At 51.1% G+C, this 25,968-nt stretch carries 23 protein-coding genes; 10 read left to right on the top strand and 13 right to left on the bottom strand.

Translation table 11 applies throughout. From position 1 onward, the window contains the following. Window position 1: 1 nt before the first annotated feature. Entirely contained in the window at window positions 2-913 is a 912-nt protein-coding gene (gene glyQ, locus QQZ17_RS12535) for a glycine--tRNA ligase subunit alpha (RefSeq protein WP_042323214.1), read from the bottom strand. 96 nt (window positions 914-1,009) lie between these two features. Continuing rightward, window positions 1,010-1,315, bottom strand: a complete 306-nt coding sequence (locus tag QQZ17_RS12540; RefSeq protein WP_152400531.1) for a YsaB family lipoprotein — start codon at window positions 1,313-1,315, stop codon at window positions 1,010-1,012. Between the two features lie 177 nt (window positions 1,316-1,492). Here QQZ17_RS12540 and QQZ17_RS12545 point away from each other — a divergent pair, with 177 nt between their 5' ends. Continuing rightward, a complete protein-coding gene (locus QQZ17_RS12545; protein WP_152400533.1) occupies window positions 1,493-2,488 on the top strand; it encodes an acyltransferase in 996 nt (331 codons plus the stop codon). 113 nt (window positions 2,489-2,601) lie between these two features. Here QQZ17_RS12545 and yiaB read toward each other — a convergent pair whose 3' ends face one another. The 3 genes from yiaB to xylA all read right to left on the bottom strand — a co-directional run bounded on the left by yiaB (window position 2,602) and on the right by xylA (window position 5,989). Next, entirely contained in the window at window positions 2,602-2,943 is a 342-nt protein-coding gene (gene yiaB / locus QQZ17_RS12550) for an inner membrane protein YiaB (RefSeq protein ID WP_152400534.1), read from the bottom strand. 167 nt (window positions 2,944-3,110) lie between these two features. Further along, window positions 3,111-4,565, bottom strand: a complete 1,455-nt coding sequence (gene xylB, locus QQZ17_RS12555; protein WP_152400536.1) for a xylulokinase — start codon at window positions 4,563-4,565, stop codon at window positions 3,111-3,113. Between the two features lie 101 nt (window positions 4,566-4,666). Next, window positions 4,667-5,989: a xylose isomerase gene (xylA, locus tag QQZ17_RS12560; RefSeq protein ID WP_152400538.1), complete on the bottom strand. Its 1,323-nt coding sequence runs from the start codon at window positions 5,987-5,989 to the stop codon at window positions 4,667-4,669. A gap of 363 nt (window positions 5,990-6,352) precedes the next feature. Here xylA and xylF point away from each other — a divergent pair, with 363 nt between their 5' ends. From xylF to xylR, 4 genes are all read left to right on the top strand, one after another. After that, window positions 6,353-7,345, top strand: coding sequence for a D-xylose ABC transporter substrate-binding protein (xylF, locus tag QQZ17_RS12565; RefSeq protein ID WP_042998578.1), 993 nt, complete (start codon window positions 6,353-6,355; stop codon window positions 7,343-7,345). Between the two features lie 78 nt (window positions 7,346-7,423). Then, the gene (locus QQZ17_RS12570) at window positions 7,424-8,965 is read left to right on the top strand and encodes a xylose ABC transporter ATP-binding protein (protein WP_152400540.1); all 1,542 of its coding nucleotides are present in this window, start codon (window positions 7,424-7,426) and stop codon (window positions 8,963-8,965) included. Beyond that, on the top strand, window positions 8,943-10,124 hold the full coding sequence (gene xylH, locus QQZ17_RS12575) for a xylose ABC transporter permease XylH (RefSeq protein WP_152400541.1): 1,182 nt from the start codon (window positions 8,943-8,945) through the stop codon (window positions 10,122-10,124). The genes QQZ17_RS12570 and xylH overlap by 23 nt, the downstream gene beginning before the upstream one ends. An 83-nt stretch (window positions 10,125-10,207) precedes the next feature. Continuing rightward, the gene (gene xylR / locus QQZ17_RS12580) at window positions 10,208-11,386 is read left to right on the top strand and encodes a D-xylose utilization transcriptional activator XylR (RefSeq protein ID WP_152400543.1); all 1,179 of its coding nucleotides are present in this window, start codon (window positions 10,208-10,210) and stop codon (window positions 11,384-11,386) included. Between the two features lie 49 nt (window positions 11,387-11,435). Here the strand turns inward: xylR and QQZ17_RS12585 are convergent, their stop codons facing one another. Next, window positions 11,436-12,260: a protein bax gene (locus QQZ17_RS12585; protein WP_152400545.1), complete on the bottom strand. Its 825-nt coding sequence runs from the start codon at window positions 12,258-12,260 to the stop codon at window positions 11,436-11,438. 316 nt (window positions 12,261-12,576) lie between these two features. On the opposite strand from QQZ17_RS12585, the gene malS reads away from it, so the two are divergent. Together malS and avtA are read left to right on the top strand one after the other, a co-directional pair. After that, the gene (gene malS / locus QQZ17_RS12590) at window positions 12,577-14,607 is read left to right on the top strand and encodes an alpha-amylase (RefSeq protein ID WP_152400547.1); all 2,031 of its coding nucleotides are present in this window, start codon (window positions 12,577-12,579) and stop codon (window positions 14,605-14,607) included. 172 nt (window positions 14,608-14,779) lie between these two features. Next, window positions 14,780-16,033 (top strand): valine--pyruvate transaminase, encoded by a 1,254-nt coding sequence (gene avtA / locus QQZ17_RS12595; RefSeq protein WP_152400549.1) that lies wholly within the window; start codon window positions 14,780-14,782, stop codon window positions 16,031-16,033. 34 nt (window positions 16,034-16,067) lie between these two features. Here the strand turns inward: avtA and QQZ17_RS12600 are convergent, their stop codons facing one another. The 3 genes from QQZ17_RS12600 to QQZ17_RS12610 form a co-directional block, all read right to left on the bottom strand. After that, window positions 16,068-16,541, bottom strand: coding sequence for a 4Fe-4S dicluster domain-containing protein (locus QQZ17_RS12600; RefSeq protein WP_152400551.1), 474 nt, complete (start codon window positions 16,539-16,541; stop codon window positions 16,068-16,070). Between the two features lie 241 nt (window positions 16,542-16,782). After that, window positions 16,783-17,190 (bottom strand): winged helix-turn-helix domain-containing protein, encoded by a 408-nt coding sequence (locus QQZ17_RS12605; RefSeq protein WP_226991609.1) that lies wholly within the window; start codon window positions 17,188-17,190, stop codon window positions 16,783-16,785. A 478-nt stretch (window positions 17,191-17,668) separates the two neighbouring features. Further along, window positions 17,669-18,409, bottom strand: a complete 741-nt coding sequence (locus QQZ17_RS12610; RefSeq protein WP_152400553.1) for a MipA/OmpV family protein — start codon at window positions 18,407-18,409, stop codon at window positions 17,669-17,671. Window positions 18,410-18,532: 123 nt separating this feature from the next. Here QQZ17_RS12610 and QQZ17_RS12615 point away from each other — a divergent pair, with 123 nt between their 5' ends. Beyond that, window positions 18,533-19,507, top strand: coding sequence for a LysR family transcriptional regulator (locus QQZ17_RS12615; RefSeq protein WP_152400555.1), 975 nt, complete (start codon window positions 18,533-18,535; stop codon window positions 19,505-19,507). On the opposite strand, the gene QQZ17_RS12620 is transcribed toward QQZ17_RS12615, so the two are convergent. Both QQZ17_RS12620 and QQZ17_RS12625 read right to left on the bottom strand, forming a co-directional pair. After that, complete coding sequence (locus tag QQZ17_RS12620; RefSeq protein ID WP_152400557.1) at window positions 19,504-20,640, bottom strand: HlyD family secretion protein; 1,137 nt, start codon at window positions 20,638-20,640, stop codon at window positions 19,504-19,506. The two genes, QQZ17_RS12615 and QQZ17_RS12620, sit on opposite strands and share 4 nt — an antisense overlap. 2 nt (window positions 20,641-20,642) lie before the next feature. Next, entirely contained in the window at window positions 20,643-20,969 is a 327-nt protein-coding gene (locus QQZ17_RS12625) for a DUF3302 domain-containing protein (RefSeq protein ID WP_152400559.1), read from the bottom strand. Between the two features lie 188 nt (window positions 20,970-21,157). Between QQZ17_RS12625 and QQZ17_RS12630 the strand changes: the two genes are divergently transcribed. Next, on the top strand, window positions 21,158-21,472 hold the full coding sequence (locus QQZ17_RS12630; RefSeq protein WP_152400561.1) for a hypothetical protein: 315 nt from the start codon (window positions 21,158-21,160) through the stop codon (window positions 21,470-21,472). A gap of 320 nt (window positions 21,473-21,792) precedes the next feature. Then, window positions 21,793-22,866, top strand: a complete 1,074-nt coding sequence (locus QQZ17_RS12635) for a type I restriction endonuclease (protein ID WP_152754494.1) — start codon at window positions 21,793-21,795, stop codon at window positions 22,864-22,866. Window positions 22,867-22,962: 96 nt separating this feature from the next. Here QQZ17_RS12635 and aldB read toward each other — a convergent pair whose 3' ends face one another. Both aldB and yiaY read right to left on the bottom strand, forming a co-directional pair. After that, window positions 22,963-24,495, bottom strand: a complete 1,533-nt coding sequence (gene aldB / locus QQZ17_RS12640; protein WP_152400563.1) for an aldehyde dehydrogenase AldB — start codon at window positions 24,493-24,495, stop codon at window positions 22,963-22,965. A 145-nt stretch (window positions 24,496-24,640) separates the two neighbouring features. Then, window positions 24,641-25,792 carry an L-threonine dehydrogenase gene (gene yiaY, locus QQZ17_RS12645; protein ID WP_152400565.1) on the bottom strand — a complete coding sequence of 384 codons (1,152 nt, stop codon included), beginning with the start codon at window positions 25,790-25,792 and terminating at the stop codon, window positions 24,641-24,643. Window positions 25,793-25,968 lie beyond the last annotated feature (176 nt).

Raw genomic sequence — 25,968 nt, forward strand, 5'->3', positions numbered from 1 at the left:
CTTATTTGTCTTTATTGCACATCGGGAAGCCGAGGGCTTCACGGGACGCGTAGTAAGCTTCTGCCACCGCTTTTGTCAGGGTACGAATACGCAGAATGTAGCGCTGACGTTCAGTGACGGAGATGGCCTTACGCGCATCCAGCAGGTTGAAGCTATGGGCGGCCTTCAGAATACGCTCGTAGGCAGGCAGCGGCAGTGGGGTTTCCAGCGCCAGCAGTTGCTGCGCTTCTTTCTCGTACTGCTCAAAGCAGGTGAACAGGAAGTCCACATCCGCGTATTCGAAGTTGTAGGTGGATTGCTCCACTTCGTTCTGATGGAACACGTCGCCGTAAGTGGTTTTACCCAACGGGCCGTCGCTCCAGACCAGGTCGTAAACGCTGTCTACGCCCTGAATGTACATCGCCAGACGTTCCAGACCATAGGTGATTTCACCGGTGATCGGCTTACATTCCAGTCCGCCAACCTGCTGGAAGTAAGTGAACTGCGTCACTTCCATCCCGTTCAGCCACACTTCCCAGCCCAGACCCCAGGCACCCAGCGTTGGGTTTTCCCAGTTATCTTCCACGAACCGAATGTCGTGAATGGTGGGGTCCATGCCCAGCTCTTTCAGCGACCCGAGATACAGCTCCTGGATGTTGTCCGGAGAGGGCTTAATCACCACCTGGAACTGATAGTAGTGCTGTAAACGGTTTGGGTTTTCGCCGTAGCGTCCATCAGTGGGACGACGAGAAGGTTGCACATACGCGGTTGCCATCGGTTCTGGCCCCAACGCGCGCAGGCTGGTCATCGGGTGCGAGGTACCTGCGCCCACTTCCATGTCCAAAGGTTGAACAATGGTGCAGCCCTGGCGAGCCCAGTAATCCTGTAATGTCAGGATCAGGCCCTGGAAGGTCTTGGTATCAAACTTTTGCATAGTATTTCGTGCTGGATACGTGTGGTTTTAAAAGGAAGGGATCAGTATACCCGCTGACTGCAAGATATACAGTACGAAACGGGAAAAAGGCAGGACTCAGCGCATGGAAAGATGTAAAAACTGCCCATCCGCGTCAAAAGAGCAGACAAAACTCTCTTTACGGAAGGTAGCACCGCGCATCTCATAACTCCCCTGAAATTGTTCAAAGCCCGTGACATCAATTTTCTGCGTGCCGGTGTTATAGCGCCGCGCGGCCTGATCCTTGCACAACGCTTCCATATCCAGCGTGCGCGTGGGGCTGACTTTCGCTTTCTGCGCCTTTTGCATCGGCGGTTGTTGAGAGGTTGTACATCCTGCCAGCAGAAGCATCACCATTGCTGGAAAGAAAGATTTCATCATCATTTTATTACCGCCTAATTTACTGATCAGTCTTATTATTATTACGTTCGGTGTGGCAGACGCATTTTGCGAATCTCATCGGACCATCACAAGCTTTAGTGTAAAAACTCAGATTAATCCAGCGAGACAGGCTGACAAAATGTGAGTCAGAGCATTTTTGAAACGAAAACAGAGGAACTGATGCAGCCCAAAATTTTCTGGATTGATAACCTGCGAGGGATCGCCTGTCTGATGGTGGTGATGATTCACACCACAACCTGGTACATTACAAATGCACAGAGCGTCAGTTCCGTTAACTGGGATCTTGCCAACATACTGAATTCGGCATCCCGCGTCAGCGTACCGCTGTTTTTTATGATTTCGGGCTATCTCTTTTTTGGCGAGCGCAGCGCGCAATCGCGCCATTTTTTACGCATCGCGCTGTGCCTGCTGTTCTACAGCGCCGTCGCCCTGCTCTACATCACGCTATTTACCTCGATTAACGCCGGACTCTCCTTAAAAAACCTGCTGCAAAAGCCGGTGTTTTATCACCTGTGGTTTTTCTTCGCGATTGCCGTAATCTACCTGGTCTCACCGCTGATTCAGGTAAAAAACGTCAGCGGCAAAATGCTGCTGGTGCTGATGGTGGTCATTGGCATTCTCGCCAACCCAAACACCGTGTCGCAAAAAGTGGGCGGGTTCGAGTGGCTCCCCATTAATTTGTATATCAACGGCGATACCTTTTACTACATTCTGTACGGAATGCTGGGGCGCGCCATTGGCATGATGGAGACGCAAAAAAGTGCGCTTTCCTGGCTAAGCGCGGGGCTTTTCGTGGTTGCGGTGTGGGTTATATCTCGTGGGACGCTGCATGAATTGCAGTGGCGCGGTAATTTTGCCGATACCTGGTATCTCTATTGCGGGCCGATGGTTTTTATCTGCGCCGTCACACTGCTTACTCTGGTCAAAAACACGCTGAACACACAAACCGTCCCTGGCCTGGGATTGATCTCCCGCCATTCGCTCGGCATTTATGGTTTTCATGCGCTCATTATTCATGCGTTACGCACTGGCGGACTGGACATCAAACGCTGGCCACCGCTGGATATACTGTGGATCTTTAGCGCCACCCTCGCAGGCAGTTTACTGCTTTCAATGCTGTTACAACGACTCGATACGCGCAGACTGGTCAGTTGACGTTGAAATGCCCGGTCTTTTGAACCGGGCATTGGGGGAAATTAGACCGAACGCCGTTTCAGGCGGCGAAGCAGATAGCAGACCAGACAGCACCACAGCAATGTGATCTCCTTTTATTTAACCCGAACCACGCGTACGAATCCCTGCAAACTCACGCACAGCGCCACGAGATAGACTGCCCGTTCACTCAGCGAAAGCGGCGCATTGATAATCCCAACCAGAAATAAGCCAAGCGTAATCAGCGCCACCATTTGACATGTGGAGACAAAGCGGTCGTCGAGTTGCTCGCGCATAGCCTCACGCAGATAAACGTACGTAACAAACATTGCGGTCACCAGGATACTGAGAAAATAGCCCTTTCCGCTCAGTGACGGACATGCCATCCATAAGCCGATAACGTAAGTCGATATGCCGGAAATGAGCAACAACCATGAAATCAACGTTGAGCTTTTCACTGAGTCCCCTTATCCAATAGGGGATCAGAGTAGGGACAACCCCGTAAAGACAACAACGAAAAATAGTGTCAGCAGGAGAATTCAGAATTCATTCATGCGATTAATCTATTATTTTGATTTTCTTATCGATTAGATAAATCCCTCCTGCGACCAGGAGGGATTCAGGCTCAGGACATGAGTGGAAGTAATTGCTGATAAAGACGACGGAAGATTTCGCGGCGCTGTTGATAAACGCTATGACGTTGCGCATCGGGCATATGCGTCTGCTCAAGCGAGAGTTGTGGCAACAGTTCCACTAACGATCTCTCCGGGTTCATCGCTATTTGCGCCAGACGGGCGGCGCCCAGCGCCGGCCCCACGTCGCCACCGGTGCGATAATCCAGTTGCAGACCGCTGATATCCGCCAGCATCTGCCGCCAGTACGCGCTGCGTGCACCACCGCCGATCAGCGTGATGCTACGCGGCTTAACGCCACAGGCGTGTACCACGTCCATCCCGTCAGCCAACGCATAGCCCACCCCTTCCAGCACCGCGCGCGCCAGTTCAGCAGGCCCATGCTGATGGGTCAGACCAAAGAAAACGCCTTTCGCCTGAGGATTGTTATGCGGCGTACGCTCACCTGAAAGGTACGGCAGAAACCAGATGGGGTCTGCGGCATCATCAGCCTGCTGCGCCGCATCAATCAGCGCCGGCACCGTCACCAGACCGGTTAACGTCGCCGCCCAGTCCAGACAGGAGGCCGCACTTAACATCACCGACATCAGATGCCAGCGCTCAGGCAACGCATGGCAAAAACTGTGTACCGCGCTTTCGGGCTTGCTCAGGAAACCGTCGCTAACGGCAAAATAGACGCCGGACGTCCCCAGAGACAGCATGGCCTGATCGGCGTTGAACATTCCCACGCCCACCGCACCTGCGGCATTGTCGCCACCGCCCGCAACAACAGAAACCGCAGGCATATCCCACGCCATTGCGACATCAGGCAGCAACCTGCCGGTAATCTCACTCCCTTCGAATAGCGCGGGCATATGGTCACGAGTCAGGCCACAGGCATTCAGCATCACGTCACTCCAGTCACGTTTTTCCACATCCAGCCACATCGTTCCCGCGGCATCAGACATGTCGCTGGCAAACTCACCCGTCATGCGTAAACGCAGATAATCTTTTGGCAGCAGCACTTTCGCTACCTGGCGGAAAACCGCAGGCTCGTGACGCTGTACCCACAGCAGCTTCGGTGCTGTGAATCCAGGCATCATCAGGTTACCGGTGATAGCCCGCGACTGCGGCACCATTGACTCCAGCAACGCGCACTCCTCGCCACAGCGTCCGTCATTCCACAGAATGGCCGGTCGCAGTACCTGCTGCTGGCTGTCGAGCAACGTCGCGCCGTGCATCTGCCCGGCAATCCCCAGCGCTTTTACTTTGCTTAATGAATGCTGTTTGCCCAGCGCCTTCAGGGCGCGGTCCGTCGCCAGCCACCACTGTTCGGGATCTTGTTCCGACCAGAGCGGATGAGGACGGGAGACAGTGAGTTTTTCCGTTTGCGATGCGACCACCTCGCCTTGCTCATTGAGCAAAATCGCTTTCACGCCCGAGGTGCCAAGATCGATCCCGATATACATAAAGTGGGTTCCTTAAACTGAAAATGCCCGGTGACACAATGCTCACCGGGCCTGTAAAAAACAACCGACCGGGAAAGCACTGCGTCACCCGGTGACGTCGATTACTTATCGAACAGGTAATGATTCACCAGGTTTTCCAACTGCTCCTGATGGCCGCTCTGATGTACCGGTGCCAGGTTGTGCTGTTCAGCATAATGCGCCAGTTCGCTTAGCGACATCTGTCCTTTCAGGATCTGCTGACCCAGTTCGCTACTCCAGCCGGCATAACGCTTCGCGACGCGCTTATCCAGTTCGCCACCCTCAATCATGCGTGCCGCGATTTTCAGCGACAGTGCCATCGTGTCCATCGCGCCGATGTGGCCATAAAACAGATCGTACTTATCTGTACTCTGACGGCGCACTTTGGCGTCAAAATTCAGACCACCGGTGGTGAAACCGCCCGCTTTGAGAATTTCATACATCACCAGCGCGTTCTCTTCTACGCTGTTCGGGAACTGGTCGGTATCCCAGCCCAGCTGTGCGTCCCCCCGGTTGGCATCCACAGAGCCGAACAGACCCAGCGCAATTGCCGTCGCGATTTCGTGGTGGAATGAGTGGCCCGCCAGCGTCGCGTGGTTAGCCTCGATATTCAGTTTGATCTCTTTTTCCAGACCGAACTGCTTGAGGAAGCCGTAAACGGTCGACGCATCGTAGTCATACTGATGCTTGGTCGGTTCCTGTGGTTTCGGCTCGATCAACAGCGTGCCCTGGAATCCCGTTTTGTGTTTGTGCTCAACCACCATCTGCATGAAGCGGCCAATTTGCTCACGCTCCTGACGCAGGTCGGTATTGAGCAAGGTTTCGTATCCTTCACGTCCCCCCCACAGCACATAGTTTTCACCGCCCAGTTTGTGCGTGGCATCCATCGCTGTCACCACCTGAGTGGCCGCCCAACTGAAGACTTCCGGATCCGGGTTCGTGGCCGCCCCGGCGCCATAACGTGGGTTGGTGAAACAGTTTGCCGTGCCCCATAGCAGCTTCACGCCGCTCTGTTCTTGCTTCTCAGCCAGCACATCCACCATTTGAGCAAAGTTATTTTTGTACTCTTTTAGCGACGCGCCTTCCGGCGAAACATCAACATCGTGGAAGCAGTAGAACGGAACATGCAGCTTGTGGAAGAACTCAAACGCGACATCAGCTTTACGTTTCGCCAGCGCCAGCGCATCGCCCGGTTGCTGCCACGGACGATTAAACGCCCCAACACCAAACATATCAGCCCCGTTCCAGCAGAAGGTGTGCCAATAGCAGGCCGCAAAACGCAGATGATCTTCCATCCGTTTGCCCAGAACGATCTCATCAGGATTGTAATGACGGAATGCTAACGGATTAGTGGATTGGGAACCTTCATAACGAACGCGATCGAGTTGGTCAAAATATGCCTGCATAATGAACTCCATAATCAGGAAATACGGCGGTGATAGGTCATGCCGTAATATTGGTCACTCTATTCCCGTTGCTCAATTATGTTATTTCACACTGCTATTGAGAGAATTCACAAGTGTGCGCCACCTCGCAAAATAAAAATATCCATTTGCAAAAAATGGGTACTCTGCTGGCATAAATGCAACATCCAGTCCCCACGGTAAAAAGTAAGATCCTGGTCATAATTCAGGAAATAAACCAAATTTCGTAACCGCAAGATAAAAATCTGTAATTGTCTTCCCCGTATGAATTGCTAAATTCTGCAACGTCTTATGCTGTGATTGTTACTTTTATTGTTGCTCCCTCTAACAAAAGGCATCACGATTATGAAGATGAAGAATCTCTTACTCACTGTCTGCACCTCCCTTTTGCTTACCAGCGTGGCGGGACATGCCAAAGAAATTAAAATCGGCATGGCGATTGATGACCTGCGCCTCGAGCGCTGGCAGAAAGATCGCGATATTTTCGTCAGCAAAGCCGAATCGCTTGGCGCTAAAGTCTTTGTGCAATCCGCGAACGGGAATGAAGAAACCCAGATGTCGCAGATTGAAAATATGATCAACCGAGGGGTGGATGTCCTCGTTATTATTCCTTATAACGGACAAGTATTAAGTAACGTGGTTAAAGAGGCGAAACAGGAAGGTATTAAAGTTTTAGCTTATGACCGCATGATCAATGACGCTGACATTGATTTCTATATTTCATTTGATAACGAAAAAGTGGGTGAGTTACAGGCTCAGGCATTAGTTGAGCGCGTCCCTCAGGGAAATTATTTTCTGATGGGCGGTTCGCCGGTCGATAATAATGCCAAACTCTTCCGCGCCGGGCAGATGAAAGTCTTAAAACCGTATATCGATTCCGGAAAAATAAAGGTGGTGGGCGATCAATGGGTTGACGGTTGGCTGCCGGAAAATGCGCTGAAAATAATGGAAAACGCCTTAACCGCGAACAATAACAACATTGACGCGGTTGTCGCCTCCAATGACGCAACGGCAGGCGGGGCGGTTCAGGCGCTCAGTGCGCAGGGGCTTTCAGGGAAAGTGGCGATTTCAGGTCAGGACGCCGACCTTGCGGGTATCAAACGCATTGTCGCAGGAACACAAACCATGACCGTCTATAAGCCGATTACGCTGCTGGCCAATACCGCCGCCGAAATCGCCGTAGAACTGGGTAACGGACAGCAACCTAAAGCCGACGCTACGTTAAATAACGGTCTGAAAGATGTCCCTTCCCGCTTATTGACGCCGATTGACGTTAACAAAAACAACATCAATGAGACCGTGATTAAAGACGGATTCCATAAGCAGAGCGAACTGTAAGCGCAGCGCCCCGGCAACCGCTGAGGGCGCGCATTTCCCATCACGCCGGGATCTCTCATTGGCTACTGCGGAGTCGCTATGTCCTGTCTACTTGAAATGAAGAACATCACCAAAACCTTCGGTGTCGTCAAGGCGATTGATAACGTCAGCCTCAGACTGAATGCCGGTGAAATTATTTCATTATGCGGCGAGAATGGCTCGGGTAAATCGACGCTGATGAAGGTACTGTGCGGTATTTATCCCCATGGTAGTTACGAAGGTGAAATTACATTTGCCGGAGAAACACTGCAGGCCAACCATATTCGTGATACCGAACGCAAAGGAATTGCCATCATCCATCAGGAGCTAGCACTGGTTAAACACTTAACCGTGCTGGAGAATATTTTCCTCGGCAGCGAAATAAGCCGTCATGGCGTGCTTGATTACGACATGATGACCCTGCGCTGCCAAAAATTGCTCAATCAGGTCAGCCTGGCTATTTCTCCCGATACCCGGGTAGGCGATCTGGGACTTGGTCAGCAACAGCTGGTTGAAATTGCGAAAGCACTGAATAAACAGGTGCGCCTGCTGATTCTGGACGAGCCGACAGCGTCACTCACCGAGCAGGAAACGACCGTGCTGCTGGAGATCATCCGCGATCTGCAACAGCACGATATCGCCTGCATCTACATTTCACACAAGCTGAACGAAGTGAAGGCCATTTCCGACACGATCTGCGTGATCCGTGATGGCAAGCATATTGGCACCCGCGACGCGGCTGGCATGAGCGAAGACGATATCATCACCATGATGGTTGGTCGCGAGCTCACCGCACTCTACCCCAGCGAACCTCACACCATGGGTGAAGAGATTTTACGCGTTGATCATCTCACTGCCTGGCATCCCGTCAATCGCCATATTCGGCGCGTGAATGACGTCTCCTTCTCGCTTAAGCGCGGTGAAATTCTGGGGATCGCCGGTCTGGTGGGCGCAGGACGCACAGAACTTGTTCAGTGTCTGTTTGGCGTATGGCCCGGACGCTGGGAAGGTGAAGTCGTGATTGACGGCCAGTCCGTCAATATCCGCAACTGTCAGCAAGCCATCGCCCACGGGATCGCTATGGTCCCGGAGGACCGTAAGCGCGATGGCATTGTGCCGGTCATGGCGGTGGGGAAAAACATTACTCTCGCCGCGCTCGATCAGTTTACCGGCAAGGTGAGCCAGCTAGACGATGCTGCCGAACACAAATGCATCCTCGAATCCCTGCAACGTCTGAAAGTCAAAACCTCCTCTCCTGAGCTGGCGATCGGACGTCTGAGCGGCGGGAATCAACAAAAAGCGATTCTGGCGCGCTGCCTGTTGCTCAACCCGCAAATTCTCATCCTTGATGAGCCCACCCGGGGTATCGACATCGGCGCGAAATATGAAATCTACAAGCTCATTAACCAGCTCGTTCAGCAGGGCATCGCCGTTATCGTCATCTCGTCGGAACTGCCCGAAGTTCTGGGGCTCAGCGACCGCATTCTGGTGATGCACGAAGGAAAACTGAAAGCCAACCTGGTCAATCATAACCTGACGCAAGAGCAGGTGATGGAAGCCGCTTTGAGGAGCGAACATCATGTCGAAAAACAATCCGTCTGAAGTCAAACTCACCGCCCCACTGACGGGCGTTTTTCCCGGGGTTAAATCGCTAAATCTCCAGGTGTTCGTGATGATCGCGGCCATCATTGTGATCATGCTGTTCTTTACCTGGACAACGGACGGTGCGTATCTCAGCGCACGTAACGTCTCCAACCTGCTCCGCCAGACCGCGATTACGGGGATCCTGGCGGTCGGCATGGTGTTCGTCATCATCTCAGCGGAAATCGATCTCTCTGTCGGTTCCATGATGGGACTGCTGGGCGGCGTCGCGGCTATCTGCGACGTCTGGCTGGGCTGGCCGCTGCCGTTTACCATTATTGTAACGCTGGCGCTGGGGTTACTGCTCGGCGCCTGGAATGGCTGGTGGGTCGCCTACCGCAAAGTCCCGTCGTTTATTGTGACTCTGGCCGGGATGCTGGCGTTTCGCGGTATCCTGATCGGCATCACCAATGGTACAACCGTATCGCCGACCAGTTCTGCTATGTCGCAAATTGGGCAAAGCTACTTATCCAATGGGTTGGGCTTCACCCTCGGCGCGATCGGTTTGATGGCGTTTATCGGCTGGCAGTGGCGTGGACGCATGCGTCGGCAGTCCCTGGGGCTCGGTGCCCCGGCATCAACCAGCGTCGTGGGTCGCCAGGCGTTGACCGCCATCATTGTGTTAGGTGCCATCTGGCTACTGAATGATTATCGCGGCGTGCCGACGCCCGTTCTGCTGCTGGTGTTCTTGCTGCTCGCCGGGATGTTTATGGCCACGCGAACCGCATTTGGCCGACGTATTTATGCCATCGGTGGCAATCTGGAGGCCGCCCGTCTTTCCGGCATTAACGTCGCGCGGACCAAGCTGGCGGTATTTGCCATCAACGGTCTGATGGTGGCGATTGCCGGGCTTATCCTCAGTTCGCGTCTCGGTGCCGGGTCACCATCGGCGGGAAATATCGCTGAACTGGATGCCATTGCCGCCTGCGTCATTGGCGGAACAAGCCTAGCTGGCGGTGTCGGCAGCGTCGCAGGCGCGGTCATGGGCGCATTTATTATGGCTTCTCTGGACAACGGAATGAGTATGATGGATGTCCCAACGTTCTGGCAGTACATCGTGAAGGGCGCAATTCTGTTGCTGGCAGTGTGGATGGATTCGGCGACAAAACGCCGCGCCTGAACTGCAGAAAAATAGGGCTATTTTCATGCCGGTCACACCTGTCCGGCATTGTCGTTTATGAAAGATTGAGCAGAGACAGAAACATGTTTGATAAACGTCACCGTATTACCCTGTTATTTAATGCCAACAAAGCCTACGACCGTCAGGTTGTGGAAGGGGTCGGTGAATATCTACAAGCCTCGCAATCCGAATGGGACATCTTCATAGAGGAGGACTTCCGCGCCCGTATTGATAACATCAAAGAGTGGTTAGGTGACGGCGTTATTGCTGACTATGACGACGACGAGATCGCGCGATTGTTAGTTGATGTCCATGTGCCCATCATCGGTGTCGGAGGCTCCTATCATCTGGCGGAAAATTATCCCCCCGTCCATTACATTGCCACCGATAACCATGCCCTCGTTGAAAGCGCCTTTCTGCACCTGAAAGAAAAAGGTGTCAACCGTTTTGCCTTTTACGGCCTGCCCGCCTCCAGCGGAAAGCGTTGGGCTGCTGAACGCGAGCATGCCTTCCGCCAGTTGGTGGCGGAGGAAAAGTATCGTGGCGTGGTGTATCAGGGACTGGAAACCGCGCCGGAACTCTGGCAACACGCACAGAACCGGCTGGCAGACTGGCTGCAAACCCTGCCGCCACAGACGGGCATTATAGCGGTCACCGACGCCCGCGCCCGTCATGTGCTTCAGGTCTGCGAACACCTGCATATTCCGGTACCCGAAAAGCTGTGCGTCATTGGCATTGATAACGAAGAACTGACCCGCTATCTGTCACGGGTTGCGCTGTCGTCGGTGGCTCAGGGCGCGAGGCAAATGGGTTATCAGGCGGCAAAGCTGCTGCATCGCCTGCTGGCAAATGAGGAACTGCCGCTTCAGCGCATTCTGGTCCCCCCGGTACGCGTCGTTGAACGCCGTTCGACAGACTATCGCTCCCTCTCCGATCCCGCCGTCATTCAGGCGATGCACTATATCCGTAACCACGCCTGCAAAGGCATTAAAGTGGATCAGGTTCTGGATGCGGTCGGAATTTCACGTTCTAATCTGGAGAAGCGGTTTAAAGAAGAAGTGGGGGAGACCATTCACGCGGTGATTCACGCGGAAAAGCTGGAGAAAGCGCGCAGCCTGTTGATTTCCACGACGCTGTCGATCAACGAAATCTCGCAGATGTGCGGCTATCCTTCGCTGCAATATTTCTATTCTGTCTTTAAGAAAGAGTACGACACTACGCCGAAAGAGTATCGCGATCTGAACAGTGAAGTGTTGGTATGATGCGGTAAGGTAGAAACAAAAACGCCTTCTTTGCAGAAGGCGTTCGGGATTACATATGAGCTGCGATTAATCGCTGGTTATCCTGGTACATCGCGAACAGATAGTTGTTGTAACTCTGTCCCTTCGTTGAATAACCCTTAAGCTTATGAATCATCGCCGTCGCCGTCACTTCCTGATCCGCTTTACGCAGCTGCGCGCGCGATTTACGGAAAGAGGCGTAAGCCGGATGCGTGTTCAGGTTGATCACATAGGCGTTGACCGACTCTTTGACGGAATCGAACTGAGAGTAACCTTTCACTTTACCTGGCGCATTGTTACAACTCCCTTTCGCACACTTCATGCCGAACAGGTTGTTATTGCTACGCGCAAGCTTAGAGGTACCCCAACCGCTTTCTGCCGCAGCCATCGTCGCCACCATACTGGTCGGGATAATGTCTACGCGTTCCAGCAACGTATTCCACGGAATGCTCCGCGTGTTGCCAGACCATTTCACCTTGTAGCGCTTCGCGATGTCTTTCATACGCGCACGCTCGGTCGGTGACCAACGGTTCTGATACTGCTTTGAGATCAGCCAGTTACGATCGGCCGTGATCGCAGCATTTTGACTGGTAATATAAGGCATAACGGTCCGGAGAAACGCTTTTTTTCTTGGTGTTCCGGAAGGGTATTTTCGCAAATCAGGAAGTGAACTGCTCTTTGCACTATTGCGAGAATACTCTTGTTTACTGCTTACCTGTTTATGACTTGTCTTGGTTACGTGGGACTTCTGACTCGATGTTGTTGTGTGCGTCTTTGCCAGCACCTCACCCGAAAATACCATGGTGAGTAACATAAGAATCATTGCCCCATATCGTCGCATGGGAGTCAATATCATTAGGTCTCCTGGTCGGATTGAATCATTCCAACACCTTTTATTTTTCACAATTTTGAGATTCGAATCTCAAATCATATCAAAAATAGCGATCAAGAGCACCCTAATGAATAGGCCAATTCCGAAACCGTGTCACGCATAAACTATCCCGCGAGGGACTAATTCGAAAGATTTGTGGTGGTTATCGCAAATCAAGGCTATTTTTTGCCCTAAATCACTCATCCGTACCCCTCATCCTGATTGAATGCGGTTGAAGGATGAGTTTCGTCAGCGGGTTCTCAGGCAAACTGATTAAAATCGCCGCAAAAAGGACCGCATCATGAAACTTGCCGCCATTGCCCTCGCGCTGCTGCCAGGTATCGCGAGCGCCGCAACATGGACGTCTCAGGGCTTCCCCGCCTTTACCGCCGAGGGAACCGGTAAGTTTGCCAGCCACGCTGAGCTGACAAAGGGTACACGCTCATTAACGCTAAATTTTGACCAACAGTGCTGGCAGCCGGCTAACGCGATAAAGCTCAATCAGATGCTTTCGCTGATCCCGTGCGAAGGCGCCCCGCCGCAGTGGCGTCTGTTCAAAGACGGCAGTTACACGCTGGAAATCGATACCCGCTCTGGCACGCCAACATTGATGATTACGGTGCCGCGCGAGGCCGAACCGACAGCAAATGTGGTGCGCCAGTGTCCGACGTGGGAGGGTTCGCCACTGACGTTAGAGGTCGCACAGACCTTCCCGGAAGGCAGCGTGGTGCGCGATTTTTACAGCGGACAGACCGCCATGGTTAAAAACGGACGAATAACCCTGCAACCCGCTCCGGCCAGTAACGGTCTGTTACTGCTGGAACGGGCAGAGACCGATGCGCCTGCTCCGTTCGACTGGCACAACGCCACGGTCTATTTTGTGCTGACCGACCGTTTCGAGAACGGCGATCCCTCGAATGACCAGAGTTACGGTCGCCATAAAGACGGCATGGAGGAAATCGGCACGTTTCACGGCGGCGATTTGCGCGGTCTGACCCGCAAACTGGATTATCTGCAACAGTTGGGCGTGAATGCGTTGTGGATAAGCGCGCCGTTCGAACAAATCCATGGCTGGGTGGGCGGCGGCACAAAAGGCGATTTCCCGCACTATGCCTATCACGGTTATTACACCCAGGACTGGACCACCCTTGATGCCAACATGGGCAGTGAGGACGATCTGCGCGCGTTGATTGACGGCGCACATCAGCGTGGGATCCGCATTCTCTTTGATGTGGTGATGAACCATACCGGCTACGCCACTCTGGCAGATATGCAGGAATATCAGTTCGGCGCGCTCTATCTTTCTGGCGATGAACTGAAAAAAACGCTCGGCGATCGCTGGACAGACTGGAAACCCGCTGCCGGACAAAGCTGGCACAGCTTCAATGATTACATCAACTTTAGCGATAAGGCCGCCTGGGAAAAATGGTGGGGGAAAGCGTGGATCCGTACTGATATTGGCGATTACGACAACCCTGGCTTTGACGATCTCACGATGTCGCTGGCTTTTCTGCCGGATCTGAAGACCGAGTCGACGATCCCCTCCGGCCTGCCGGTGTTTTATCAACACAAAATCGATACACGCACGAAAGCCATTGAAGGCTACACGCCCCGGGATTATCTGACCCACTGGCTGAGCCAATGGGTGCGCGATTACGGTGTCGATGGATTTCGCGTCGACACCGCGAAACACGTCGAACTTCCGGCCTGGCAACAGCTAAAAACGCAGGCCAGCGCGGCGCTGGTGGAGTGGAAAAAAGCCAACCCGGACAAAGCGCTCGATGATAAGCCGTTCTGGATGACCGGCGAGGCCTGGGGCCACGGCGTGATGCAAAGCGATTACTATCGCCACGGCTTTGACGCCATGATCAACTTTGACTATCAGGAGCAGGCTGCAAAAACAGTCGATTGCCTGTCTGGTATGGATCTCACCTGGCAACAGATGGCGGAAAAATTACAGGGTTTTAATGTGCTGAGCTACCTCTCTTCGCACGATACTCGCCTGTTCCGCGAAGGTGGTGATAAAGCGGCTGAGTTGCTGTTGTTAGCCCCCGGTGCCGTTCAAATATTCTATGGTGATGAATCCTTACGGCCTTTCGGTCCTACGGGTTCCGATCCGTTACAGGGCACGCGTTCAGATATGAACTGGCAGGATGTCAGCGGTAAATTAGCCGACAATGTCACCCACTGGCAGCGCCTCGGTCAGTTCAGAGCCCGACATCCGGCCATCGGCGCAGGCCGACAAACCACGCTCTCACTCAAACAAGGGTACGGTTTCGTGCGCCAGCACGGCGACGACACCGTAATGGTCATCTGGGCGGGTCAGCGCTAACGTGAACCGGCGTCTGAGGGTTGAACCCCTCAGACACCACAGAACAAAACACCACCTTTATGAAAATTATAAGCGTAAAACGCCAAAACACGCATTTCAGCTCGATTTGCACCCTGCCAGTGCTAGCGTTAAGGTAACCCACTTCGACTCAGCGTTTGACAGACCATCCGTTATGACATTTTCACTTTTTGGCGACAAATTCACCCGCCATTCAGGCATTACCCGCCTGATGGAGGACCTCAATGACGGTTTACGCACCCCAGGCGCAATCATGCTGGGCGGCGGAAATCCGGCACAAATCCCGGCGATGCAGGATTACTTCCATACGCTCCTGACTGAGATGCTGGAAAACGGCAAACTCACTGATGCGCTTTGCAATTATGACGGTCCGCAGGGGAAAACCGAGCTGCTGACCGCGCTCGCTTCGCTACTCCGTGAGAATCTGGGTTGGGATATCGAACCGCAGAATATTGCACTAACAAACGGCAGTCAGAGCGCATTTTTCTACTTGTTTAATCTTTTTGCTGGCCGTCGCGCCGATGGGACCACCAAAAAGGTGCTATTCCCTCTTGCACCGGAATACATCGGCTATGCAGATTCCGGGCTGGAGGAGGATCTGTTCGTCTCGGCGCGACCGAATATTGAACTGCTGCCAGAGGGCCAGTTCAAGTATCACGTTGACTTTGAACATCTGCACATTGGCGAAGAGACCGGGATGATCTGCGTCTCCCGACCAACCAATCCGACGGGTAACGTCATCACAGATGAAGAGCTGATAAAACTCGACACGCTTGCCAACCAGCACGGTATTCCGTTGGTGATTGATAATGCCTATGGTGTACCGTTCCCGAGTATTATTTTTAGCGAAGCGCGTCCGCTGTGGAATCCCAACATTGTGCTGTGCATGAGCCTCTCCAAGCTAGGCCTGCCTGGCTCACGCTGCGGCATCATCATCGCCAATGAAAAAATCATCACGGCTATCGCCAATATGAACGGCATCATCAGCCTCGCGCCCGGCGGGATTGGACCGGCGATGATGTGCGAGATGATTAAGCGCAACGACCTGATGAGACTGTCAGAAACGGTTATCAAGCCGTTTTACTTACAGCGCGTTCAGCAGACTATTGCGATCATCCGCCGCTATTTACCTGAAAATCGGTGCTTAATTCACAAACCTGAAGGGGCGATTTTCCTCTGGTTGTGGTTCCAGGACCTGCCCATCACCACCGAACTGCTCTACCAGCGCCTGAAAGCACGTGGTGTGCTGATGGTACCGGGACATTACTTCTTCCCGGGGCTTGATAAGCCCTGGCCGCACACGCACCAGTGTATGCGTATGAACTATGTTCCCGATCCGGAGAAAATTGAAGCTGGGGTAAAAATTCTGGCTGAAGAGGTAGAACGCGCCTGGGCGGAAAATCAGTAACGCTGTCCCGGCCCAACCAGGCCGGGTGACGCGCTTATAAAGGCTGAGCGTGTAAACGCTGACGTTGCACGCTCGCCGCATCCAGACAATTCAATGCCCCCGTCGGGCAAGCCTCCACGCAGGCAGGTCCCGTATCACGATGCCAACAGAGATCGCATTTCACTGCCTGTACGCGCGAGGTTTGCGCGACGACGTTCATTGCGCCGAACGGGCAAGCCAGCATGCAACTTTTGCAGCCAATACAGTGCGCCTGTTCAACAAAAATATGTCCACGATCGCGACGAATGGCCTGGGTCGGGCAGACATTGGCACACGGCGCATCTTCACACTGGTGGCAGGCAACGGCGGTGGTGAACGTATTTTCCTTAATAACCCGGATGCGTGAGACAAAATGTCCTGCTGACACCGCGGCACAGTCCTGATTCTCCTGATGCGAGACCACGCATGCGACTTCGCAGGTACGACAGCCAATACACTTTGCCGCATCCGCCATGATAAACCGGTTCATTGCTCCCTCCCTCCGCCGTAAAACCACAGAGTGCCAGAGAGAATGACGCGGCTGCCTTGATCAAACAAGGGAAATGGTCGAATTTTGTCAGATGCCTGAAACGTTCAGGGGATTCGCCTTATGTTTGCGACTCGTTTTCTGCCTGACATATAAAAAAAAACCCTGGGCGTTGACGTCCAGGGGTAATAATCCGCAGGCGACATCACGCTACGGAATAAGCTGGCACTCGATTGAGTGATACCTATATTTGATAATCTGCCTCATCTACCACACTGTAGAGCGGTTGAATATTATCCAGTGCCAGTATGTATCCGCTTCCTTTTACGCTGACGATGGAATGCTGGGGTAATCCCAGCAAATATAATTTGTTGTTGAGATTTTTTACCATCGTAGACAAACGCTGTGTCGAAGCACTTAATTCATTTTTTTCCCAGACGTTGACGAGTAACTCATCTTTTGAAACATAATGGGTCCGGGCGTTCAGTAAAAGATAAACAAACAAGCGTAACATCGTGTGGTTAAAAAATACGCCACCAAATGCAATTACACTGTCCATTTTATTTACCGGAAGCCTGAAAATTCTCGACTCATTGATGTCAAAAAATATTTCCCGACCTATCATAAATCCATGTAACTGGTATTCCATCATTACATACTCACGTTTTACTGAACTATCGATAGCTAAACATGTGTAAGTCCTTGTAGATATTGTCTTACGCAAGTTTAAAAAAAATAGAGTTAATTTCAATAGATACCTGAAGCGATCATTTTAATCTCGCCATTGGTAAAGTGCAGAATGAATAGCTGAAGGATAAATTCAGACGCTGTTAAATAATATCTAAAAACAAATTATCAGAGCGTTACTCTATTTCGGTGTGAATATTCGACGGCGCAAGTTAAACGGGCATATTTATCACAAACTACAGTTTAATATGCTGTATGGGTCAACTATGCTTCATGGAGAGGGGGAGTGACTCCCGGCAACAGGCAGTTCCGGGACAATTACCATTACAGTGTAGTTCTCTTATCAGAATAGCGGTAGAAATATGCCGAATGGCGGCAGACCTCGAATTTACACAATCCCAGGCTGGGGTAACGGCCACCATCCGGCAAGTCTTCTCACGTCTTTAGAAGCGCCAGCTCACACCTGACAGGAAGGTGAAGCTATCGTCACGATCGATCATCGGGCTGTCTTTAATTTCATCCGGCAGCACGCTGTAAGCCGCGCTCGCCATCAGAACAATATTGTCGGTGACGGGGTATTTCGCGGTCAGACTGACGTAAGGAACCCAACTGTCCTGCGCGGAATAACGGTCTAAGCCGCTGTGGCGGGATTCGCTACCTGAAACACCATAATAGTAATTGTTAAAATTTTCATCGTAGTAGAAAACGCCGACGGATGGGATCAGAGAAAGTTGGCCGACAGGAATTTTGCGGAACAGCGATAATTCCCCCATCCAGCCGTTGCTGTTATCCAGGACATCGGCGGCGGCAGAGACCTTCACGCTGCCCCAACTTTCATGGTGATACCATGCCGCGCCCGCCATTATTGTGCTGTCGCGCTTGTCGAGCTTTTTCATGGCGTGGTCGTCGTTATCAGAAGGATCAAATTCCAACGGCATCCAGGAGGCGGTCACGCTGAATTCATTTTGTTCACTCTTAGACAAAATGTAGCCCAGAGCGGTCTGCCGGACATAGAATGATTCACCTTCATAGCTAATGAGGGGAATGGCATGGGTATTTTCATTATACCCACGATAAGGAGATTCATTATATACCGCACCCGCACCGATGGATAATTCTGAAGCTGATGCACTGGCGATAAAGGAGAAAGCAAATAGTGCTACTATATTGCGTTTAATTAACATGCCCGACATTCCATTTAAAATAAGCCACAAATCGTCGGAAATAATAATGCTTACAAATTCTTCGGTGCAAGGACCATATTTATATAGTAATATATAAAAACTTATATATATTGAGCTGCTGCGATGAATAAATTACAACTCAAGCACCGGGAGTTAAAGATCATTTCGGTAATAGCTGCCAGTGAAAACATCAGCCATGCTGCTACCGTACTTGGCATCGCACAGGCCAATGTCAGTAAGTATCTTGCTGATTTTGAATCAAAAATCGGTCTTAAGGTCTTTGACAGGACAACCCGGCAACTCACCTTGACGCCTTTTGGCGTGGCGCTCCTGCCCTACATTAATGACATGCTCGACAGAAACGAGCAGCTTAACCATTTCATTGCTGATTATAAGCACGAAAAGCGGGGACGGGTAACGGTGTACGCGCCGACAGGCATTATCGCTTACTTGTCTAAACACGTCATTGCGCAAATCAAAGATATTGGCGACATCACTTTGTCGCTGAAAACGTGTAATCTTGAGCGGAAAGCCTTTTTTGAAGGCGTTGAATTCCCTGATGACTGTGATGTGTTAATTACCTATGCCCATCCCAAGGACGAATCGCTGGTTGCCAGCTTTATCACCAAATATGCAGTAACCGCTTTCGCCAGCCCCACTTATCTTGAGATGCATCCCATTCATCAACCTGACGATCTTGAGCATCATTCCTGTATTCTGATTGATTCCATGATGATTGATGACGCTAATATCTGGCGGTTTAACGTCACCGGAAGTAAAGAGATTCGTGATTATCGCGTCACGGGAAATTATGTTTGTGACAACACCCAGTCGGCGCTGGAACTGGCGCGTAATCATCTGGGCATTGTCTTTGCCCCTGATAAAAGCGTACAAGGCGATCTCCAGGCCGGTACGCTGGTACCTTGCTTTCCTGCACAAAATGAGTGGTGGCTGGACCTGGTTGCAATCTTCCGAAAGCGGGAGTACCAGCCCTGGCGAGTGCAGTATGTGCTTGATGAAATGCTGCGTGAAATACGCAACCAACTTGCTCAAGCACACTTGTTGCGGCCCGAGCAAGCATCCGTCAACGACAATTAATGGTCGAGATAGAGGTAATGTACCCAACTGGTCATACGTAACAGTACTTTACGCATGACAGAGACATGGCTGAAATGGTCGGAGTAGACTGCTACCTGCGCATAGATCCCATCCGGTAATGCGCTTAAATCAGCATGTTCGTTCAACTCAATCGTCGCAATGACGCCTTCCGATCCCGGCACCGTATTCAGCGACTGCAACGTCCCGCCAGCCTGGTATGTCCCGCCCGGCACCACGGGGCTTATCGCAGCCAACTTACCGCTGAATACTTTGCCCGGTAAGGCATTAAACACCACTTCCGCTTCATCGCCTGGCGCCAGTCGCAGCAGCGAGTTCTGGCGGAATTGCGCAACAATTTGCCGCTTCTGAGCAGGAATAAACACCATCACCGGGCGCAGGGGCAACGAGGCTGCATAGGTTCCCGGGCGAATCAGCACCTGGGTCACATAGCCATCACTCGGCGCGCGGACGATGGTCTGTGCAAGGTTATATTCCGCCTCGGCCAGCTGCGCTTTCAGACTGGCGATTTGCGAATGCTCACCCAACACCTGGCTGTCTAACTGGCTTTGAATCTGCTGTTGCTCCGCCGTTGACGATTTCACCGAGGCTTCTTGCGCCAGATAGTTCTGCCGCGCAACATCAATATCTCTCTCAGAAAACGGATTCACCTTCGCCTGACTTCCCTGCGCATAGCGTTGATACTCTTTCGCAAACTTGTCCCGCGTGGCTTTTGCCTGCTGCGTATTAGCGGCCATTTCATCCAGTTCAGCACCCAACGCATGCTGCTTATGCTGCGCCGTCACAATATCCGCCAACAGACGATCCACCCTGGCCTGATAGCGCGTGGGATCAAGCCTGAACAACACCTCACCTTTTTTAATCAGCGTATTTTTCTTGTCCGTCACTTCAATCACCATGCCGGTGACCTGCGGAACAACAGGAATAGACACCACCGCTTTTTGCGCATTAAACGTATAGGGGTGGTTATAATTCATTAATAAGATTAAGCCGCTGACAATAAATATCCCACCCAGCGCCGCTGTCGGGATCGTCCATTTATTGGCGGGAATTTTGAAGATCTTAAAAATCGCCCATGCGAAAGCCACATAGGTCAGGATAATCAGTAAATCCATAATTAATACCCGGCAGTGGAGGATTTCAGGTCAGCCAGTTGTTTTTCCAGTCCGGCAATACGTTCCTGGAGTTGCACAACGCCAGGCTCAGTGCTTTGCATTCCCCACCCGCGCTCCGGACGATATAGCGTGGCCCAAATCCACAAGAAAGGCCAGATAACGTGTAATGTAAACAAACTCACCCACCCTGCGACATGAATGGCATCGGCATGAGGATGATTGCGTTTTTTTGCAATTAAATAAGGGATATCATGCAAAATAATAATTCCGTAGAAAACGACCAGGAATACAAAAATAAGCACCCCAAGTGCAAAATAATCAAGAAACATATTCCCCCCAGAGGATATAGTCAAAAATAAAAGGGTTTAAGAATGATAGTGGAATGACCAGATGCCATGCAATTCTCATATTTATATATCGACATATGGTTTTTTATATACTGTACATTTTTTAGTGTATTGTTTTTTATGCAAGTCGCAGTTTATTATGTTTTAACACTAATACAACAGGAACAAAAATGAACAACGCGGAAGCCTCATCCACCGTTAGCCTCAAGCGCATCAACGCTGCCATCATCTACCGGTTATTACTCATTGGCCTTGGTATCCCGATGATATCTTTCAGTTTTGTTTGCGGTGTTCTGAGTCTCTTTGGCTTCGACCTGGTGAAATGGAACGATCAACCCGTACACGGTTTGCTGGCTATTCCTGCCGCGCTGTTCAGCGGCGTGTTTATCACGGTACTGTTTACCGTTTTTATCGGGTCGATTGCGTGCCTGGGACTGTGGGTTTACAGCCGTTTCCGTCCGTTACAGGTGAAGGTGATGGATTAATCGTCATGTAGGGTAGCAACACTCCAGCCTGCTGCTACCCGTTCAATTTCCTATCACCCAACACTGTATGAAGTCGACTTTTAGGCAAACTTAATCCTTGAGAGTCTCATCAAAACTAATCCTACATTAAAAGTAGCGCTATTTTTCGATTACGTGACGAATCTCATGTACGGAAAATTGCTACTTTGTGCATTATAGCTTTAGTGTTTTTACTTGTTTATCAACCGTTATCATGAGTTTAGTGTGAATAAATTTACGGTTGTCAGGTATCAACGTAGTGATTCGTTACCAATATAATAGCAATGTACCATGAGGATATTATGACTATAGAATTTATGGAAAAGTTAAACTCATTAGCCTCAAAAATAAAGCAACAATCAGGTGCTATTGAGACGGAGGAAGCCACGAAAAATGCTTTCGTCATGCCCTTCATCAATAATGTGCTAGGCTACGATGTCTTTGATCCTACGGAAGTTATTCCTGAATTTGTTTGCGACATTGGTACAAAAAAAGGTGAAAAAATAGACTATGCAATACTGAAAAATGGCGAAGTTCAAATATTGATTGAGTGTAAAAAAATAGGTGAGCCTCTCAATATAAATCATGCCTCCCAACTTTTCCGTTATTTTCATGTAACCAATGCCAGAATATCTATTTTAACTAACGGACAAGAGTATAAATTTTTTACTGATTTAGATGCACAAAATAAAATGGATGAAAAACCATTTTTAGAAGTCAATCTTCTTGATTTAGATGAGCTTGTTATTCCGGAAATAAAGAAACTAACAAAATCAGCCTTTGACCTGGAATCTATCATTAACTCTGCCGGTGAATTAAAATATGTCAGCATGATTAAAAAAATTCTTCATACACAGCTTAACAATCCTGAAGAAGATTTTGTTAAATTTTTTGCATCAAGAATTCATGACGGCATTTTGACGCAAAAAGTTAAAGATACCTTTACAGTGCTAACACAAAAAGCCGCCAGCCAGTATATAAACTCTCAAATCAATGAGCGGTTAAAATCAGCAATGGGTGGTAATGTTCCTCCAGTAGCAGAATCGCCAGAACCTGAGATGGAAATCATCACTAAAGATGAAGTCGACATTCAAACAACAGCAGATGAACTTGAGGGGTTTCATATAGTTAAAGCAATAACCAGAGCAGTTATCGATGCTCCAAGAATTGTGCACCGAGATACAAAAAGCTACTTTGGCATATTGATTGACGACAATAACCGAAAACCCATTTGCCGGTTACACTTCAATCGAAATCAGAAATATATTGGATTGTTCGATTTAGAAAAGAACGAAACACGCCATCCAATCGAAACGCTGGATGATATTTACACGTTTAGTGATGAACTTAAGGCAACCGCTGCATTATATAATTAGCCCGGAAATTCTCTGAAAAGTAACTTATCAGGCCTACGAGTCACGATATTATCGTAGGCCCGACAAGCAAAGCGTCATCGGGCATAACGCCGTCAGTTAAAAAAGTCCCAGCGGTTTATCGGAGTAACTCACCAGCAAGCATTTCGTCTGCTGATAGTGTTCCAGCATCATTTTGTGGGTTTCGCGTCCGATCCCAGACTGCTTATAGCCACCAAAGGCCGCGTGGGCCGGATAAGCATGGTAGCAGTTGGTCCACACGCGTCCTGCCTGAATGCCGCGTCCCATTTTATACGCCAGATTGCCATTACGGCTCCAGACGCCCGCGCCAAGACCGTACTGGGTGTCGTTGGCTAACTCCAGCGCCTCGTCCATTGTTTTGAACGTTGTGACCGCCAGTACCGGGCCAAAGATCTCCTCCTGGAACACGCGCATATTGTTCTTACCAAACAGGATCGTCGGTTCGAGGTAATAGCCGTCTTTCAGGTCACCTTCAAGCTGCTTACGCCGTCCGCCAGTCAGGACATCCGCCCCCTCTTTCTTGCCGATATCAATGTAATTCAGGATGGTTTCCATCTGTCCATGAGAGACCTGCGCCCCCATTTGCGTCACGCTATCCAGCGGGTTACCGCTGCGGATGCTTTCTACGCGGCGAATGGCGCGCTCCATAAAGCGTTCATAGATGGATTCCTGTACCAGTGCGCGACTCGGGCAGGTGCAGACCTCGCCCTGGTTAAAGGCAAAGAGCGCAAAGCCTTCCAGCGCTTTATCGAAGAAGGCATCTTCTTCGTCTATCACGTCGGCGAAGAAGATGTTTGGCGATTTCCCGCCCAACTCCAGGGTGACCGGGATGATATTCTGCGTGGCATACTGCATGATCTGCTGCCCGACTTCCGTTGAGCCGGTGAATGCCACTTTGGCAATGCGTTTCGAGGTCGCCAGATACTCACCAATCTCACCGCCAGCGCCGTTCACCACGTTCACCACGCCGGGGGGAAGGAGATCGCCAATCACTTCCATCAACAGTAAAACGGACAGCGGCGTCAGGCGCGCAGGCTTGAGCACCACGCAGTTACCCGCCGCCAGCGCGGGCGCCATCTTCCAGCTCGCCATCAATAAGGGGAAGTTCCACGGGATAATTTGCCCAACCACACCGAGCGGTTCGTGGAAGTGATAAGCCACCGTATCGCTATCCACTTCGCTGATCCCACCCTCCTGGGCACGAATACAGGAGGCGAAATAGCGGAAGTGGTCGATCGCCAGCGGGACATCCGCTGCGCTGGTTTCACGGATCGGTTTACCGTTATCCCAGGTCTCCGCCGTCGCCAGCAGTTCGAGATTCTGCTCCATGCGGTCAGCAATTTTGAACAGAATCGCTGCCCGATCCTGAACAGAAGTATGCGCCCACTTGTCTTTCACCTTGTGAGCCGCGTCAAGCGCCAGGTCAATGTCCCTTTTACCGGAAGAAGCCACTTCGCATAGCAGTTGCCCGGTAACGGGCGTCAGGTTCTGGTAATACTCGCCATCACTCGGGGCAACCCAGCCGCCACCGATAAAGTTGTCGTAACGGGCCTTTAACTTCAGGGGAAAACCATACTCGCCGGGTTGAATACGGGGGGGATTATTGGTCATGATCGTCTCCTTGCTACAGGGGTATAACAAGGGTAGTCGGCGCTGGCGATTTTCTCGCCAGGTCGTGATAGCTTTACGACTGTGGTCACGTTATCCGGCTTGCAAATCCAGTCCGATCGGCAAGCCAGATAATCAGATAAACGAATTACATCGCCGCACGATAGATAGCCATGATCTCGTCGTGTGTAGCCTGGATTGGGTTGGTCAGACCGCAGGCATCTTTCAGCGCATTGGTCGCCAGCACCGGAATATCCTCTTCTTTCACGCCCAGGTCACGCAGGCCTGCCGGGATATTGACCTGCCGCGCCAGCGCGCGGATCGCACCAATACAGGCTTGAGCGCCTTCGGCGTCGGTCATCCCCGCGACATGCACGCCCATTGCTGTCGCGCAGTCACGCAGACGCGCGGCGGCCACCTGACTGTTGAACACCTGAACGTGTGGCAGCAAAACGGCATTACACACGCCGTGCGGCAGGTCATAGAAACCGCCTAACTGGTGCGCCATCGCGTGGACATAGCCTAATGACGCGTTATTGAAGGCCATCCCCGCCAGGAACTGCGCATAGGCCATCGCTTCGCGCGCATGTACATTGCCACCCGATTCCACCGCGATGCTCAGATTGTCAGAAATCATGGTCACCGCTTTCAGCGCACAGGCATCGGTGATCGGCGTGGCAGCCACCGAGACATACGCTTCGATCGCATGGGTCAGTGCATCCATGCCGGTCGCCGCCGTCAACGATTTCGGCATGCCGACCATCAGCAAAGAGTCATTTACCGACAGCAACGGCGTGACGTGTTTATCCACTATCGCCATTTTGATGTGACGATCGACGTCAGTGATAATGCAGAACCGCGTCATTTCAGACGCAGTTCCTGCCGTGGTGTTAATCGCAATCATCGGCAACTGCGGTTTTGCCGAGCGATCAACACCTTCATAATCGCGGATATCTCCCCCATTCGCGGCCACCAGCGCAATCCCTTTGGCACAATCATGTGGGGAACCGCCACCCAGCGAAATAACGCTATCGCAGTCATTTTCTTTCAGGATCTTCAGGCCGTCGGCGACGTTTATTGTCGTCGGATTAGGATGTGTGCCATCAAAAATGACGCTGAAAATATCATGTTCCTGCAATGCCTTTTGAATATGACCCGCCATGCCTAACTGCATCAGCACGCTGTCCGTTACAATTAACGTCCGACGAAAGCCATATTCCGTCATTGTATTCATTGCATCTTTTAATGAATCAGCTCCTATTATATTCACGGAAGGAATATAAAATGTTGAAGCGGCCATATGCTCAATCCTTAATAGTTTCAGAAGGAATTGCAGCATACGAACGAATCTCAGGATAAAATATGATCGCAGCGGTCATTTATTTAATGAAAAAATAAAAGAGCACATTAGGCTACAAATTAATGGGCTCTTTTCGTTTCAAACTATTTATTGTATCAATTCATTCTTATTTTAAA

It is taken from the genome of Citrobacter sp. T1.2D-1 (assembly GCF_950098555.1).
In the GTDB taxonomy this organism is placed as follows: Bacteria; Pseudomonadota; Gammaproteobacteria; order Enterobacterales; family Enterobacteriaceae; genus Citrobacter_A; species Citrobacter_A telavivensis.

Coding starts and splice junctions, on each gene's coding strand:
- glyQ (WP_042323214.1), bottom strand. CDS start 913: ATGCAAAAGTTTGATACCAAGACCTTCCAGGGCCTGATCCTGACATTA.
- QQZ17_RS12540 (WP_152400531.1), bottom strand. CDS start 1,315: ATGATGATGAAATCTTTCTTTCCAGCAATGGTGATGCTTCTGCTGGCA.
- QQZ17_RS12545 (WP_152400533.1), top strand. CDS start 1,493: ATGCAGCCCAAAATTTTCTGGATTGATAACCTGCGAGGGATCGCCTGT.
- xylB (WP_152400536.1), bottom strand. CDS start 4,565: ATGTATATCGGGATCGATCTTGGCACCTCGGGCGTGAAAGCGATTTTG.
- xylA (WP_152400538.1), bottom strand. CDS start 5,989: ATGCAGGCATATTTTGACCAACTCGATCGCGTTCGTTATGAAGGTTCC.
- xylF (WP_042998578.1), top strand. CDS start 6,353: ATGAAGATGAAGAATCTCTTACTCACTGTCTGCACCTCCCTTTTGCTT.
- QQZ17_RS12570 (WP_152400540.1), top strand. CDS start 7,424: ATGTCCTGTCTACTTGAAATGAAGAACATCACCAAAACCTTCGGTGTC.
- xylH (WP_152400541.1), top strand. CDS start 8,943: ATGTCGAAAAACAATCCGTCTGAAGTCAAACTCACCGCCCCACTGACG.
- xylR (WP_152400543.1), top strand. CDS start 10,208: ATGTTTGATAAACGTCACCGTATTACCCTGTTATTTAATGCCAACAAA.
- QQZ17_RS12585 (WP_152400545.1), bottom strand. CDS start 12,260: ATGATATTGACTCCCATGCGACGATATGGGGCAATGATTCTTATGTTA.
- malS (WP_152400547.1), top strand. CDS start 12,577: ATGAAACTTGCCGCCATTGCCCTCGCGCTGCTGCCAGGTATCGCGAGC.
- avtA (WP_152400549.1), top strand. CDS start 14,780: ATGACATTTTCACTTTTTGGCGACAAATTCACCCGCCATTCAGGCATT.
- QQZ17_RS12600 (WP_152400551.1), bottom strand. CDS start 16,541: ATGAACCGGTTTATCATGGCGGATGCGGCAAAGTGTATTGGCTGTCGT.
- QQZ17_RS12605 (WP_226991609.1), bottom strand. CDS start 17,190: ATGATGGAATACCAGTTACATGGATTTATGATAGGTCGGGAAATATTT.
- QQZ17_RS12610 (WP_152400553.1), bottom strand. CDS start 18,409: ATGTTAATTAAACGCAATATAGTAGCACTATTTGCTTTCTCCTTTATC.
- QQZ17_RS12615 (WP_152400555.1), top strand. CDS start 18,533: ATGAATAAATTACAACTCAAGCACCGGGAGTTAAAGATCATTTCGGTA.
- QQZ17_RS12620 (WP_152400557.1), bottom strand. CDS start 20,640: ATGGATTTACTGATTATCCTGACCTATGTGGCTTTCGCATGGGCGATT.
- QQZ17_RS12625 (WP_152400559.1), bottom strand. CDS start 20,969: ATGTTTCTTGATTATTTTGCACTTGGGGTGCTTATTTTTGTATTCCTG.
- QQZ17_RS12630 (WP_152400561.1), top strand. CDS start 21,158: ATGAACAACGCGGAAGCCTCATCCACCGTTAGCCTCAAGCGCATCAAC.
- QQZ17_RS12635 (WP_152754494.1), top strand. CDS start 21,793: ATGACTATAGAATTTATGGAAAAGTTAAACTCATTAGCCTCAAAAATA.
- aldB (WP_152400563.1), bottom strand. CDS start 24,495: ATGACCAATAATCCCCCCCGTATTCAACCCGGCGAGTATGGTTTTCCC.
- yiaY (WP_152400565.1), bottom strand. CDS start 25,792: ATGGCCGCTTCAACATTTTATATTCCTTCCGTGAATATAATAGGAGCT.